At 67.7% G+C, this 13,756-nt stretch carries 16 protein-coding genes; 4 read left to right on the top strand and 12 right to left on the bottom strand.

Going from position 1 to position 13,756, the window contains the following annotated elements; all coding sequences use genetic code 11:
* Positions 1 to 80 precede the first annotated feature (80 nt).
* The 12 genes from AC1Q6E_RS15600 to AC1Q6E_RS15655 all read right to left on the bottom strand — a co-directional run bounded on the left by AC1Q6E_RS15600 (position 81) and on the right by AC1Q6E_RS15655 (position 8,501).
* Positions 81 to 491, bottom strand: a complete 411-nt coding sequence (locus AC1Q6E_RS15600; protein ID WP_152796261.1) for an acyl-CoA thioesterase — start codon at positions 489 to 491, stop codon at positions 81 to 83.
* Positions 492 to 505: 14 nt separating this feature from the next.
* On the bottom strand, positions 506 to 1,000 hold the full coding sequence (locus tag AC1Q6E_RS15605) for a GNAT family N-acetyltransferase (RefSeq protein ID WP_152796263.1): 495 nt from the start codon (positions 998 to 1,000) through the stop codon (positions 506 to 508).
* Between the two features lie 77 nt (positions 1,001 to 1,077).
* The gene (locus AC1Q6E_RS15610; protein WP_492573073.1) at positions 1,078 to 1,386 is read right to left on the bottom strand and encodes a HigA family addiction module antitoxin; all 309 of its coding nucleotides are present in this window, start codon (positions 1,384 to 1,386) and stop codon (positions 1,078 to 1,080) included.
* Between the two features lie 13 nt (positions 1,387 to 1,399).
* A complete protein-coding gene (locus tag AC1Q6E_RS15615; RefSeq protein WP_492573074.1) occupies positions 1,400 to 1,678 on the bottom strand; it encodes a type II toxin-antitoxin system RelE/ParE family toxin in 279 nt (92 codons plus the stop codon).
* Positions 1,679 to 1,813: 135 nt separating this feature from the next.
* A complete protein-coding gene (rng, locus tag AC1Q6E_RS15620; RefSeq protein ID WP_152796269.1) occupies positions 1,814 to 3,280 on the bottom strand; it encodes a ribonuclease G in 1,467 nt (488 codons plus the stop codon).
* A gap of 74 nt (positions 3,281 to 3,354) precedes the next feature.
* Positions 3,355 to 3,951, bottom strand: coding sequence for a Maf family protein (locus tag AC1Q6E_RS15625; RefSeq protein WP_296556883.1), 597 nt, complete (start codon positions 3,949 to 3,951; stop codon positions 3,355 to 3,357).
* Positions 3,952 to 4,097: 146 nt separating this feature from the next.
* Positions 4,098 to 4,571, bottom strand: a complete 474-nt coding sequence (rlmH, locus tag AC1Q6E_RS15630; RefSeq protein ID WP_152796273.1) for a 23S rRNA (pseudouridine(1915)-N(3))-methyltransferase RlmH — start codon at positions 4,569 to 4,571, stop codon at positions 4,098 to 4,100.
* Positions 4,572 to 4,590: 19 nt separating this feature from the next.
* Positions 4,591 to 4,941, bottom strand: a complete 351-nt coding sequence (gene rsfS, locus AC1Q6E_RS15635; RefSeq protein WP_124688711.1) for a ribosome silencing factor — start codon at positions 4,939 to 4,941, stop codon at positions 4,591 to 4,593.
* Positions 4,942 to 4,943: 2 nt separating this feature from the next.
* Complete coding sequence (nadD, locus tag AC1Q6E_RS15640; RefSeq protein WP_296556884.1) at positions 4,944 to 5,573, bottom strand: nicotinate (nicotinamide) nucleotide adenylyltransferase; 630 nt, start codon at positions 5,571 to 5,573, stop codon at positions 4,944 to 4,946.
* Positions 5,570 to 6,478, bottom strand: a complete 909-nt coding sequence (hemF, locus tag AC1Q6E_RS15645; RefSeq protein WP_296556885.1) for an oxygen-dependent coproporphyrinogen oxidase — start codon at positions 6,476 to 6,478, stop codon at positions 5,570 to 5,572. Before hemF ends, nadD begins: the two co-directional genes overlap by 4 nt.
* A complete protein-coding gene (gene purD / locus AC1Q6E_RS15650) occupies positions 6,475 to 7,770 on the bottom strand; it encodes a phosphoribosylamine--glycine ligase (RefSeq protein WP_492573075.1) in 1,296 nt (431 codons plus the stop codon). Before purD ends, hemF begins: the two co-directional genes overlap by 4 nt.
* 5 nt (positions 7,771 to 7,775) lie before the next feature.
* The gene (locus AC1Q6E_RS15655; RefSeq protein WP_152796282.1) at positions 7,776 to 8,501 is read right to left on the bottom strand and encodes a YebC/PmpR family DNA-binding transcriptional regulator; all 726 of its coding nucleotides are present in this window, start codon (positions 8,499 to 8,501) and stop codon (positions 7,776 to 7,778) included.
* Between the two features lie 235 nt (positions 8,502 to 8,736).
* Here AC1Q6E_RS15655 and AC1Q6E_RS15660 point away from each other — a divergent pair, with 235 nt between their 5' ends.
* From AC1Q6E_RS15660 to AC1Q6E_RS15675, 4 genes are all read left to right on the top strand, one after another.
* The gene (locus tag AC1Q6E_RS15660; RefSeq protein WP_152796284.1) at positions 8,737 to 10,257 is read left to right on the top strand and encodes a helicase HerA-like C-terminal domain-containing protein; all 1,521 of its coding nucleotides are present in this window, start codon (positions 8,737 to 8,739) and stop codon (positions 10,255 to 10,257) included.
* Positions 10,258 to 10,361: 104 nt separating this feature from the next.
* Positions 10,362 to 10,850 (top strand): MarR family winged helix-turn-helix transcriptional regulator, encoded by a 489-nt coding sequence (locus AC1Q6E_RS15665; protein WP_152796286.1) that lies wholly within the window; start codon positions 10,362 to 10,364, stop codon positions 10,848 to 10,850.
* Between the two features lie 93 nt (positions 10,851 to 10,943).
* Positions 10,944 to 12,371 carry an efflux transporter outer membrane subunit gene (locus AC1Q6E_RS15670; RefSeq protein WP_492573076.1) on the top strand — a complete coding sequence of 476 codons (1,428 nt, stop codon included), beginning with the start codon at positions 10,944 to 10,946 and terminating at the stop codon, positions 12,369 to 12,371.
* 59 nt (positions 12,372 to 12,430) lie between these two features.
* On the top strand, positions 12,431 to 13,741 hold the full coding sequence (locus AC1Q6E_RS15675; RefSeq protein WP_152796291.1) for an HlyD family secretion protein: 1,311 nt from the start codon (positions 12,431 to 12,433) through the stop codon (positions 13,739 to 13,741).
* Positions 13,742 to 13,756 lie beyond the last annotated feature (15 nt).

Raw genomic sequence — 13,756 nt, forward strand, 5'->3', positions numbered from 1 at the left:
CCAGGATGCGGTGGATCCGGCTCCGCCGGTCCACCCGCATCGCCCCCTGGGGGGCGCCCGAAGGGCGTAGGGGGGGGACCCTACCCGATTGCGGTTCGCAGGTCGTCGGGCAGGGCGATCGACTTGTGCGTGTCCAGCGAGGTGGTGACCAGCGTCTGGACCGCCGACATCCGCACCACGTCGTCCGTGCCCACGCAGCGCCAGGCCAGCGTGATCGAGCGGTTGCCCAGGCGTGTGACCTCCAGCTCCAGCCACACTTGTTCGCCGAAGCGGCTGATCGCCCGGAAGTCCGATTCGAGGTGCACGGTCGGCATGCCTATCCGCCGCTCGCCCACCAGGCCGTGGTAGCCGCCGGGCAGGATCGCGTCTATCCAGCTCTCGACCAGGTCGTTGAACAGGATGAAGTACTGCGGATAGAAAATGATGCCGGCCGGGTCGCAGCGGGAAAAATGGATCTTGTACGGAAGCCGGAATGTGTGCGCGGTTTGCATGGGGAGACGGTTCGTCAGGGAAGGGCGGGCGCGAGCGGCCTGTGGAAGCACACGCGATGCTGCCCCGGGCCCGCATGGTCGAGATGGACGGGAACGCCGTCGACGACGCCGGTTCCGGGTGCCAGCCCGAAACCCATGCTCCGGTGGAAGGCGATCGAGCCCGTATTGGCCGGCGAGGTGATGCAGCGCACTTCCCGGCAGCCCCGGGCCCGCGCGGCATCGAAGAAACGTTCGTACAGCATCCGCCCCAGGCCCGCCGCGCGCAGCGCGGGGTCGACGCCGACGAAATGGATGTAGGCCACGCCCGTTTCCGACTGCGAGACGAAGCCGATCAGGAAGGCACGCACTTCCCCGGGCTGGCCGGCGACGAAGCTGGTGTCCTGGAAATGCTCGAAGAACAGGCGTTGCAGCAGCCCGCGCATGGGCCGGCCGCCCCACCAGTCGTCCACCACCGAGGTGATGGGTTCATAGTCGTCGATGGACAGGGGGCGCAGGGGTGGGAGCGTCATGGATGGCTGCAAAGGGATATGCCGGGTGCCGGGAATGTCTCGCGGACACGATACACGAGTTCATGCCCGTCCCATGCCTAGGCCGTGACGGCGTGCGCGTGCCGTTTGATCTGCGCCAGGGTTTCCTTCCCGATGGCGTCCCTGGCTCGTTCGGTATCGTAGTGCGCTTGCAGGCTCATCCAGCTTTGCGCGTCGGTCCCGAAATAAACGCCCAGTCGCACGGCGGTATCGGCGGTGATGGCGCGTTGTCCCTTGACGATTTCGTTGATGCGTCGGGGCGGTACACCGATGGCCTTGGCCAGGGCGTATTGGGTAATACCCATCGGCTCCAGCCAGTCGTGGAGCAGGGTCTCGCCAGGAGTGGCGAGGGGGACTTGTCGGGGCACGGTGTTCTCCCTGCTAGTGATAATCCACGATCTCGACGTCACTGCTGATCCCCGCGCTGAAGCGAAAGCACACGCGCCATTGCGCATTGATCCGGATACTGTATTGTCCGGTCCGGTCGCCCGAGAGCGCCTCCAGCCTGTTTCCGGGGGGCGCGCGCAGGAAGTCCAGTGTGGCGGCTGCCGGGATCTGCTGGAGTCTGCGCATCGCCACCACTTCGATGTTGGCGAATCGTTTGACGTGTCTGCCCTGAAACAGCGTTTCAGGGTGGGGGCACTTGAATGACAGGATCATTGGATGGATAGCAACGTATCGCGTTATTAACGTCGAGCGTTAATAACGCGGTGTATGAGAGTTCCTTGCGGTGCTTCGTGCACCGCAAGTCCGCCATCCATTTCCCTGGTGTCGAGCGGACCTGGGATATCCGCATCACATCAAGATGATGTCGTACTGTTCCTGGCTATAAATCCCCTCGACCTGCAGCGAGATCGGCTTGCCGATGAAATCGCCCAGCGCCGCCAGGTTCTGGCTTTCCTCTTCCAGGAACAGGTCCACCACTGCCTGCGCGGCCAGGATGCGGAATTCCTTGGGGTTGAACTGCCGCGCCTCGCGCAGGATCTCGCGCAGGATCTCGTAGCACAGCGTGCGCGGGGTCTTGACCTGGCCCCGGCCCTGGCAGGTGGGGCAGGATTCGCACAGCACGTGGCTGAGCGATTCGCGCGTGCGCTTGCGCGTCATCTCGACCAGCCCCAGCTGGGTGAAGCCGTTGAGCGTGATGCGCGTGCGGTCGCGCGCCAGCGCCTTGCGCAGTTCGCCCAGCACGGATTCCCGGTGCTCCAGGTTCTCCATGTCGATGAAGTCCAGGATGACGATGCCGCCCAGGTTGCGCAGCCGCAACTGGCGCGCGATGGCCTGCGCCGCCTCGAGGTTGGTCTTGAAGATGGTGTCGTCGAAGTTGCGACCGCCGACGAAGCCGCCGGTGTTGACGTCGATGGTGGTCAGCGCCTCGGTCTGGTCGATGATGAGATAGCCGCCCGACTTCAGTTCGACCCGCCGCGACAGGCCCCGGTTGATCTCGTCGTCGACGTTGTAGAGGTCGAACAGCGGCCGCTCGCCGGTGTAGTGCATGACCTTGTCGATGACCGAGGGCGTGAACTCCCGCGCCCAGGCCAGCAGCCGGGTGAAGCTGCTGCGCGAGTCGATCTGGATGGAGGCGGTCTCGGTGCTGACCACGTCGCGCAGCACCCGCTGCGCGAGGTTGAGGTCTTCGTGCAGCAGCCACGGGGCGCCCTTGGTGCGGGCCTGCTGCTGCATGATGGCCCACAGCTTGCCCAGGTAGGCGATGTCGGCCGCGAGCTCCTCGTCGGAAGCATCCTCGGCCTGGGTGCGCACGATATAGCCGCCTTTTTCCTCGGCGGGTACGAGATGCTGGACGCGGTCGCGCAACTGATTGCGCTCGGCCTCGGATTCGATGCGCTGGGAGATGCCGATGTGCGGGTCGTAGGGCAGGTAGACCAGCATGCGTCCGGCCACGCTGATCTGCGTGGACAGGCGGGCACCCTTGGTGCCGATCGGGTCCTTGATGACTTGCACCATCAGGGTCTGGCCTTCGAACAGCAGTTTTTCGATCGGCGTGGCGGGATGGCCGCCGTGGGCGCGTTCCTGGCGGCTTTCGCGGATGTCGGCGATATGCAGGAAGGCGGCGCGGCCCAGGCCGATGTCGATGAAGGCGCTCTGCATGCCCGGCAGCACGCGCGCGACGCGGCCGAGGTAGATGTTGCCGACGTAGCCCTTTTGCGAGGTGCGCTCGATGTGGAGTTCCTGGACGGCGCCTTGCTGGATGACGGCGACCCGGGTTTCGTAGGGGGATACGTTGATGAGTATGTCTTCGGTCATGGAATGTGCCGGTGGCGTGCGCGACTGCGACTATCCGCAGCTTACCGCGAGTCGGCAGGTGGCGGGGCCGGGGATCAGGGCAGGACGATGCCGGCCAGCGCCAGCAGCCGCGCGGTTTCGTACAGCGGCAGGCCCATCACGCCGGTGAAGCTGCCGGCGATGTGCTGCACGAATACGCCGCCCAGGCCTTGTATCCCGTAGGCGCCGGCCTTGTCGTAGGGTTCGCCGGTATCGCAGTAGCGCGCGATGTCGCGCGGCGTCAGTGCGCGAAAGCGCACGCGGGTGATCGAGACGTCTTCGTGCAGCGCGCCGCGATGGACCAGCGCGAGGGCCGTGTGCACCTCGTGCTCGGACCCCGACAGCCGGCCCAGGATGCGTTGCGCGTCGTCGCGGTCGACCGGCTTGCCCAGCACTTCGCCGCCAAGGATGACGGTGGTGTCCGCCGCCAGGATGGGGCGTTCGGCCAGTTTGCGCTGCTTCAGCAGTTCGGCGCCCGTCAGCGCCTTTTCCCGGGCCGTGCGGCGCACGTAGTCGGCGGCGGGTTCGCCCGGCAGCTGGGGCTCGTCGGGGCCGTCCGACGGCGGCGGCAGCAGCAGTTCGTGCTCGACGCCCAGTTGCGCCAGCAATTCCCGGCGTCTCGGGCTGCGCGAGGCGAGGTAGATGGGGGGCATGTCAGCGCCCCATGGCGCGATGCGCCTTTCGTGACGGATGAGGCGGGTGCTGGGTGATCCAGGACGCCGCGGATCCGGCTTTGCCGGTCCGCCAGCGTCGCCCCCTTGAGGGGGCCCGCGTAAGCGGGTAGGGGGTGGGTTTCATCCTAGCCGCCTCGATGATAGGGGTGGTTGGCCAGGATGGACCAGGCCCGGTACAACTGCTCGGCCAGCAGCACGCGCACCATGCCGTGCGGCAGCGTCAGGCTGGACAGCCGCAGCATGCCGTGGCAGCGGCGCTTCAGGTCGGGGTCGAGTCCGTCGGGGCCGCCGATCAGCAGCGCGACGTCCTGGCCGTCGTCGCGCCATTGCCGCATCTGCCTGGACAGGTCCATCGTGGTCAGGTCGCGGCCCCGTTCGTCCAGGGCCAGCCAGCGCCCGCCGGCGGGCAGGGCGGCTTCGATGCGCCGGGCTTCCAGGGCCTGCATCTGCGCGGCGGTCTTGCCGGTGGTGCGCGGTTCCGGCCGCACTTCGCGCAGTTCGATGGGCAGGTCGGGCGGCATGCGCTTGGCGTAGTCCGCGTAGGCGTCGTCCACCCATCCCGGCATGCGATGCCCCACGGCGATGATGATGAGCTTCATGCGGGGCCGCCCGGAATGCCTATTGGTCCAGCAGTTTCACACGGACAGGCTTGCCGCCCCAGACTTCTTCCAGGTTGTAGTACTGGCGGATGGCCGGCTGCATGATGTGGACGACGATGTCGCCCAGGTCCACCAGCACCCACTCGCCGGTTTCCTCGCCTTCGGTGGCGATGACTTCGCCGCCCAGTGCCTTGATCTTCTCGCTCACGCTGGAGGCCAGGGCGCGGGTCTGCCGGTTCGAGGTACCGCTGGCGATGACGACGCGGTCGAACAGGCTGGTGAGGTGGGTGGTGTTCAGCACCGTGATGTTCTGCGCCTTGACGTCCTCGAGGGCATCGACGACGGCGCGTTGTAGTTTGCGTATGTCCATATTCAGGCCTGATACAGGCGATGCTGTGTGATGTAGCGAAGTACGGCGGGGGGGACGAGGCCATCGACAGATTCGCCGCGGGCCAGCCGCTGCCGGATGCCGGAGCTGGATACGGCCATCTCCGGCATGGGCAGCCGGTGCAGGACGCGGCCGTACCGGGCCAGCTCCGCATGCAGCGGAGCGGGCGGCTCGGGTTCATTGCCAGGGCGGCCGGCCACCGCGAGGTCGGCCAGCGCGACGATGCCCTGCCATTCATTCCAGGTACAGAAATTCGCCAATTGGTCCGCGCCCAGGATCCAGACGTAGCGGGCGTCTCCAGCGACCGGCGCGCCCGTGCCGCCCGCCAGGGCCCGCAGGGTGTCGATGGTGTAGCTGGGGCCGCCGCGGTCGATCTCGATCCGGTTCAAGGCGAGGCCGGGGTGGCCGGCGATGGCCAGCGCGACCATGTCGGCGCGTTGTTCCGCCGTGGCGGCCAGCGGCTGGCGTTGCCAGGGAGCGGCGGCGGGTATGAGCTGGACCGATGCCACGCCCAGGTGCGCGAGGGCGGTGCGGGCCAGGGTCAGGTGCGCTTCGTGGATGGGGTCGAAGCTGCCTCCCAGCAAACCGATGCGCGGTGCCGCGGGCGCGCTCAAACCCAGTCCCGCGGGGGCAGCAGTTCGTAGAGGCGAGCCTCGGGCGAACCGGGTTCCGGGTGCCAGTCGTAGCGCCATTGCGCCAGCGGCGGCATGGACATCAGGATGGACTCCGTGCGCCCTCCCGATTGGAGGCCGAACAGCGTGCCGCGGTCGAACACCAGATTGAATTCGACGTAGCGTCCGCGCCGATAGGCCTGGAAGTCGCGTTCGCGTTCGCCGTAGGGCAGCGCCACGCGTTTGCGCACGATGGGCAGGTAGGCGTCCAGGAAGGCATCCCCCACCGAACGGGTGGCGGCGAAGGCATGCTCGAAACCGCCTTCGTTGAAGTCGTCGAAGAAAATGCCGCCCAGGCCCCGGGCTTCCTTCCGGTGCTTGAGGTAGAAGTATTCGTCGCACCACTTCTTGAAGCGCGGATACAAGTCCGGGCCGCTCGGGTCGAGGGCGGCCTTGCAACTGCGGTGGAAATGGACCGCGTCTTCCTCGGCGGGATAGTACGGGGTCAGGTCCATGCCGCCTCCGAACCAGAACACGTCATCGTCGTCCGACGCATGGACGGACTTGGCGATGAAGACCCGTACGTTCATGTGCACGGTGGGGACGTGGGGGTTGCGCGGGTGGATCACCAGCGAGACGCCCATGGCTTCCCAGGGGCGTCCGGCCAGCTCGGGGCGGTGGGCGCTGGCCGAGGGCGGCAGCGTGGCGCCGGTCACGTGGCTGAACAGCACGCCGCCACGCTCGAATACCTGGCCGCCCTCGATCAGGCGGGAGACGCCGCCCCCGCCTTCGGCCCGTTCCCAGGCGTCGGAGCGGAAGGAGCCGCCTTCGATTTCCTCCAGCCCCTGGACGATGCGGGACTGCAGGCCGGTGAAATAGGCGCGGGTCAGCGCGGTGTCTATCTTCATGCCGTGCCGGGCTCGGTCGGGGCGTTGCGGCGCGTGATGGCCCGCCAGCCGATGTCGCGGCGGTACTGCGCGCCGTCGAAATGGATGGATTGCAGCACGTCGTAGGCGCGCTGCTGGGCCAGCCGGGCGGAGTCGCCCAGTGCCGTGACGCACAGCACCCGGCCGCCGCTGGTCTGGACCTCGCCACCGCTTTCGGTGGTGCCGGCATGGAACACCATGCTGTCGGGCGTTTCGGCGGGCAGGCCGCGGATGACGTCGCCGGCGCGCGGGGTGTCGGGATAGTTGTGGGCGGCCATGACCACGCCCAGCGCGGTGCGGCGGTCCCAGTCGATGTTGGCCTGGTCCAGCGTGCCGGCCACCGCGTGCTCGAAGACTTCCAGCAGGTCGCTCTTGACGCGCATCATGATGGGCTGGGTTTCCGGATCGCCCATGCGGCAGTTGAATTCCAGCACCTTGATGCCGTTCGGGCCGATCATGAGCCCGGCGTACAGGAAGCCGGTGAACGGGATGCCGTCCTTGGCCATGCCCTGGATGGTGGGCCAGATGACCTCGCGCATGATGCGGCCATGCAGCTCGGGCGTGACCACGGGGGCGGGCGAGTAGGCGCCCATGCCGCCGGTGTTGGGGCCTTCGTCGTTGTCCTTGAGGCGTTTGTGGTCCTGGCTGGTGGCCAGCGGCAGCACATGCTTGCCGTCGCACAGCACGATGAAGCTGGCTTCCTCGCCTTCGAGGCATTCTTCGATCACCACGCGGGCGCCCGCCTGGCCCAGCTTGCCGTCACCCAGCATGGCGTCGACCGCGGCGTGGGCTTCCTGGACCGAGGTGGCGACCACCACGCCCTTGCCGGCGGCCAGGCCGTCGGCCTTGATGACGATGGGCGCGCCTTCCTGGTCAATGTAGGCATGCGCCTGCGCCGGATCGGTGAAGGTCTGGTACTTGGCGGTGGGAATGCCGTGCCGGACCATGAAGGCCTTGGCGAAATCCTTGGAGCTTTCCAATTGCGCGGCGGCCTTGGTGGGCCCGAATATCTTGAGCCCGCGCGCGCGGAAGATGTCCACCACGCCGACCGCGAGCGGGGCCTCGGGGCCGACCACGGTCAGGCCGACGCCTTCTTTCTCGACGAAGTCGGCCAGTTGCGCGGGATCGGTGATGGGGATGTTCTGCAGGTGCGAGGTCAGGGCCGTGCCGCCGTTGCCGGGGGCGACGAACACCTTCTGGGTCTTCGCGGCTTTGGCCAGTTGCCAGGCCAGGGCGTGTTCGCGGCCGCCGGAGCCGATGACGAGAAGCTTCATGTGGGTTACTCGTCCATGACCGCGGTGGTGTAGACCTCCTGGACGTCGTCCAGGGATTCCAGCACGTCCAGCAATTTCTGCATTTTTTCGGCATCCTCGCCGGACAGGGGTGTTTCGTTGAGCGCCTTCATCACGATGCCGTCCATCTCGGCCTTCATGCCCGCGCCGTCGAAGGCCTGCTTGACGACGCCGTAGTCGGCGGGCGCACAGACGACCTCGATCACGCCTTCGTCGTCGGTGATGACGTCCTCGGCGCCCGCGTCGAGCGCGAGTTCCATGACCTTGTCCTCGGGCGTGCCAGGGGCGAACAGGAACTGGCCGCAGTGCTTGAACATGAAGGCCACCGAGCCTTCCTGGCCCAGGTTGCCGCCATGCTTGGCGAAGGCATGGCGGACCTCGGCCACGGTGCGCGTGCGGTTGTCGGTCATGCAGTCGACGATGACGGCCGCTCCGCCGATGCCATAGCCTTCGTAGCGGACTTCCTCGTAGTGGTCGCCGTCGGCTCCGCCGGCGCCGCGCGCGATGGCCCGTTGGATGGTGTCCTTGGGCATGTTGGCGTCGGTCGCCTTGTCCCACGCCAGGCGCAGGCGGGGGTTGGTGTCGGGGTCGGCGCCGCCGGCGCGGGCGGCCACGGTGACTTCACGTATCAGTTTGGTCCACAGCTTGCCGCGCTTGGCGTCTTGGCGCCCTTTGCGGTGCTGGATATTGGCCCATTTGCTATGTCCGGCCATGGAAATCGCTTGTGTCGTAACGATGAAAGGGGCATTTTAGCTTGACCGGCAGGTGGCGGCTCCCGGAGGAATGTCCACTTGCGGCCAATACCACAGACTGCGCACCGTCACAGCGGTGCGAAAACCACAGGACCGGGGCGCGGAGCCAGGCCCGGCGCGGCTTTTGACAAGAGCGGGGCCTTGCGCACAGAATCCCCGCAACCCTCCGCCGCCCAGTTTGCCCAACGGAACCATCATGGCCGCTCCCATTCTCCTTGCCAAGAACGCCAAAACCGAGCTTTTCCTGCTGCCGGGCATGGCCAACCGCCACGGTTGCATCACCGGCGCGACCGGCACCGGCAAGACGGTCACCCTGCAGGTCATGGCCGAAGCCTTCTCGCGCCAGGGCGTGCCGGTGTTCATGGCCGACGTCAAGGGCGACCTGACCGGGATTTCCCAGGCCGGCGCGCCCACGCCCAAGCTGCAGGAGCGGCTCAAGTCGCTGGGATTGGACGAACCCGCCTGGGGCGCGAGCCCGGCCACGCTGTGGGACGTCTTCGGCGAGCAGGGGCACCCGGTGCGGGCCACGATCTCCGACATGGGGCCGCTGCTCCTGGGCCGCATGCTGAACCTGAACGACACGCAGGCCGGCGTGCTGACCATGGTGTTCCGCATCGCCGACGACAACAGCATGCTGTTGCTGGATCTGAAGGATCTGCGCGCCATGCTGCAGTACGTCGGCGACAACGCCGCGCAGTTCAAGACGCGCTACGGCAACGTGTCGGCAGCGTCGGTGGGCGCGATCCAGCGCGGTCTCCTGGCGCTCGAGTCCCAGGGCGGCGACCGCTTCTTTGGCGAGCCCATGCTGGACATCGACGATCTCATGCAGACCGATGCCCAGGGGCGCGGCATCGTCAACATCCTGGCCGCCGACAAGCTGATGCAGTCCCCCACGCTGTACGCGACCTTCCTGCTGTGGATGCTGTCCACCCTGTTCGAGCACCTGCCCGAGGCCGGCGACACCGACAAGCCGAAGTTCGTGTTCTTCTTCGACGAGGCGCATCTGTTGTTCAACGATGCGCCCAAGGCCCTGCTGGACAAGATCGAGCAGGTGGTCCGGCTGATCCGCTCCAAGGCGGTGGGGGTCTATTTCTGCACCCAGAACCCGCTGGACATTCCCGAGACGGTGCTGGGCCAGCTCGGCAACCGCGTGCAGCACGCGCTGCGCGCCTTCACGCCGCGGGACCAGAAGGCGGTGAAGTCGGCGGCCGACACCATGCGGCCCAATCCGGGCCTGGACATCGCCGCCGCCATTACCGAACTGGGCGTGGGCGAAGCCCTGGTGTCGCTGCTGGACGAGAAGGGCCGGCCGGGGCCGACCGAGCGCGCCTACGTCGTCGCGCCGGGCAGCCGGATCGGCCCGGCCACCGACGCCGAGCGGCAGGCGCTGCGCCAGTCGTCGGTGGTGGCGGGGGTCTATGAAAAAGTCGTCGACCGGGAGTCGGCCTATGAAATCCTGGTCGCCCGCGCGGGTGGCGCGGGCCCGGCCACCGGCGGAGCTCCGGCACCGGCCCAGCCTGGCCAGCAGCCGGAGGCCGGGGGTGGGGTGGCGGACGGCCTGCGCGATATCCTGTTTGGTTCCACCGGTCCCCGGGGCGGCCGCCGCGAAGGGGTGCTGGAGTCGGCGGCGCGCAGCGCCGTCCGCTCGATGGGTACCCAGCTCGCGCGCGATCTGACGCGGGGGCTGCTCGGTTCGCTGCTGGGCAAGCGGCGTTGACCGGCCGCGCATGACGCGGCGATGAAGCCCCTGTCTGGAACAGGGACTATAAGTGGGTCTATTACTGCATTGACAACCATTGCCTATGCAGCAATAATGTCGCCATGGCAGATCCCACTTCGTCCCCTCGCATTTCTCCGGAGCTGGCCGAACTGATTCGGCGCTATGACCCGGAAGAGAGTGTGGGCTACTTGATCAAGCAGGCCCATTTGTCGTTCCAGCGGGCGGTCGATGCCGAGATGACGGCGCTCGACCTGACCGCCATGCAATGGGGTCCGCTGATGCTGCTCGCCATGGGGCGGGGCGAAACCGCCGCCGAACTGGCGCGCAATGCCTGTTCGGATACCGGCGCCATGACGCGCATGCTCGATCGGCTCGAATCCAAGGGATTGATACGGCGGGTGCGCAGCGCGGAAGACCGCCGGGTCCTCAAGCTGGAACTGACGGAAGAGGGCGTGCGCGCCGCCGAGCAGGTTCCGCAGCGCCTGCACGACGCGGTCGATCTGCACACCCGCGACTTTTCCGAACAGGAAGTCCAGCAGTTGAAGTCCTTGCTGCGCCGCATGGCGGCCAACGGCGCCCAGCGCGGCTGAGGCCGGGCCATTGGGCGCGGCCCTTGTTTCATTTTTATGACTGCCTAAGCAGTAATAGGCAAGGCAATTAAATTCAGCGGATCGTAAGCTTCCATGAAAAGATATTTGCTAGTGCCCCTGGTCGCCGCCCTGGCCGCGTGCGCCGGCATGGACCAGGACGGCGCCTCGCATGCCCGCCTGGTCGATGCGCCCACGCTGGGCATGGCGCAGGCCGACGTGCAATGGCCGGTGCAGCAGTGGTGGCATCGCTACGGCGACGCGCAACTCGACCGCCTGGTGGATGAGGCCATCGCCGGCAGTCCGTCCATCGTCATCGCCCAGGCGCGGCTGGCGCGCGCCGAGGCGGCCGTGGGCGCGGCCCGCGCGAACGGCCTGCCCCAGGTCGACGGTACCTTCACCGCCACCCGCCAGCGCTATACCGAGAATGGCGCCATCCCGGCCCCCCTGGCCGGCGGTGTGCGTACCGATTCGAGGCTGGCGCTGAACGTGAGCTATGAACTGGATTTCTGGAACAAGAATGGTTCGCTGCTGAAGGCGGCGCTGTCCGAAACCCGGGCGGCGCAGGCGGAGAACCAGGCGGCGGTGGGCATCCTGGCCAGCGCGGTGGGGTCGGCCTATTTCAATCTGCAGCGCCTGTTCGCGCAGCGGGAAGTACTGCTGGCGGCCATCGGCCAACGCGAGGGCGTGGCCGGCCTGACCCGCCAGCGCTACGCGTCGGGCCTGGATACGCAGGTGGAGGTCAAGCAGGCCGAGTCGGCGCTGGCCGAAGCGCGTACGCAATTGGCGCAGGTCGACGAAAGCATTTCCCTGCAGCGCAACGAGCTGGCCGCGCTGGCTGGCGCGGGCCCCGAGCGTGGCGAGGCCATCCGGCCCGTGCCCCTGGTGTCGCCCGGCACCGAGGTGCCCGCCAGCGTGCCGCTGTCGCTGCTGGGCCGGCGTGCCGACATCGTCGCCGCCCGGTGGCGGGTCGAATCGGCCCAGCGCAATGTCGACGCGGCCAAGGCCATGTTCTATCCGGACATCAACCTGGCGGGCTTTGTCGGCACCTCGGCCCTGGGGTTGTCCAATCTGTTCAAGTCCGGCAGCCAGATCATCGGCGTCGGCCCGGCCATCACCCTGCCGATCTTCGAGGGCGGCCGGCTCAATGCCAACCTGAAGGGCAAGGCGGCGGACACCGACCTGGCCATCGCTTCCTACAACCAGACCGTGCTGCACGCCGTCAACGAAGTGGCCGACACGCTGGCCTCGATCCGGGCGCTGGACCGCGAGAGCGGCGAACAGCGCAAGGCCCGCGAAGCCATCGAGCAGGCCTACGAACTGGCGGTCAAGCGCTATCGCGCGGGCCTGGGCAATTACCTGAGCGTGCTGGCCGCGCAAAGCGCGGTGCTGACGCAGGCCCGATTGGATACCGATCTGAAGGCCCGGGCCCTGACGCTCGACGTCGCGCTGGCCAAGGCGCTGGGCGGAGGCGCGGATCTGCCCGCCGACCCGGCCGGGCCGGTCGCCGCGGCCGCGCGCTAGCCAAACGAGTCGAACACCTGTTCATGCCGCGTACGCTGCGCGGCGCAAGGGAAAACGAGATGGAAACCGCACAACAAGCTTCCAAGAACCCCCGCAAGAAACTGCTGCTGGGCGCCGCCGGCGTATTCGCCGTGGCCGCCGTCGCTTATGGCGCGTGGTGGGCGCTGGTGGCTCGCCACTACGAAGGCACCGACGACGCCTATGTCCAGGGCAATCTGGTGCAGATCACGCCGCAGATCGCCAGTACGGTCGTCGCCATCCAGGCCGATGATACCGACTACGTCAAGTCCGGCGACCCCTTGATCCTGCTGGACAAGGCCGATGCGCAGATCGCGCTCGACCAGGCCCGGGCCGCGCTGGCCCAGACCGTGCGCCAGGTGCGGACGCTGTATGCCAACAATGGTGCCCTGGCCGCCAACATCGCCGTGCGCCAGGCCGACATCGAGCGCGCGCGGGCCGACCTCGCCAAGGCCCAGAACGACGCCAGGCGCCGCCAGGAGCTGGCTTCGTCCGGCGCGGTCAGCGGCGAGGAACTGCTGCACGCCGAAACCGCGGTCAGCAACGCCAAGTCGGCGCTGGCCTCGGCGCAGGCGGCCCTGGTGGCAGCGCGCGAGCAGCTTGCCACCAATACCGCGCTCACCGATGGCACCAGCGTCGAACAGCATCCCAATGTCCTGGGCGCCGCGGCCAAGGTCCGCGAAGCCTATATCAACCTGTCGCGCACCTCGCTGCCCGCGCCCGTGACCGGCTACGTGGCCAAGCGCAGCGCGCAGGTGGGGCAGCGCGTGGCGCCCGGCGCCTCGCTCATGACCATCGTGCCGCTGGACCAGGTGTGGGTGGATGCGAATTTCAAGGAGGTGCAACTGGGTCGCATGCGTATCGGCCAGCCCGTTACGCTGGAGGCGGATGTCTATGGTTCGAAGGTCGAGTACCACGGCAAGATCGCCGGCCTGGGCGCGGGAACCGGCAGCGCCTTCGCCCTGCTGCCGGCCCAGAACGCCACCGGCAACTGGATCAAGGTGGTGCAGCGCGTGCCGGTGCGCATCGCCCTGGATCCCAAGGAGATCGAGGCGCATCCCCTGCGCGTGGGCCTGTCGATGAATGTCTCGGTGAATGTCTCGTCCACCGACGGTCCGGCGCTGGCCGAGGCGGCGCGTACCGCGCCCGCCTATTCGACGACGGTCATGGATCATGCCCGCGAAGACGCCGATGCCCTGGTGGCCGCCACGATCGCCCAGAACCTGGGCGGCCGCGCGGCCGATGCCAAGCCCGCGGTGGCCAAGACGTCGCCGCTGCACATTTCCACGCCCGTTCGCGCCGACAAGGGCGGCACGATGGCGACCGCGCGCCACGGCGTGGGCGTGATGTAGGGCCGCGCCTGCCAC

The sequence above is a fragment of the Pigmentiphaga sp. MLSB6-MA01 genome, from assembly GCF_058793475.1.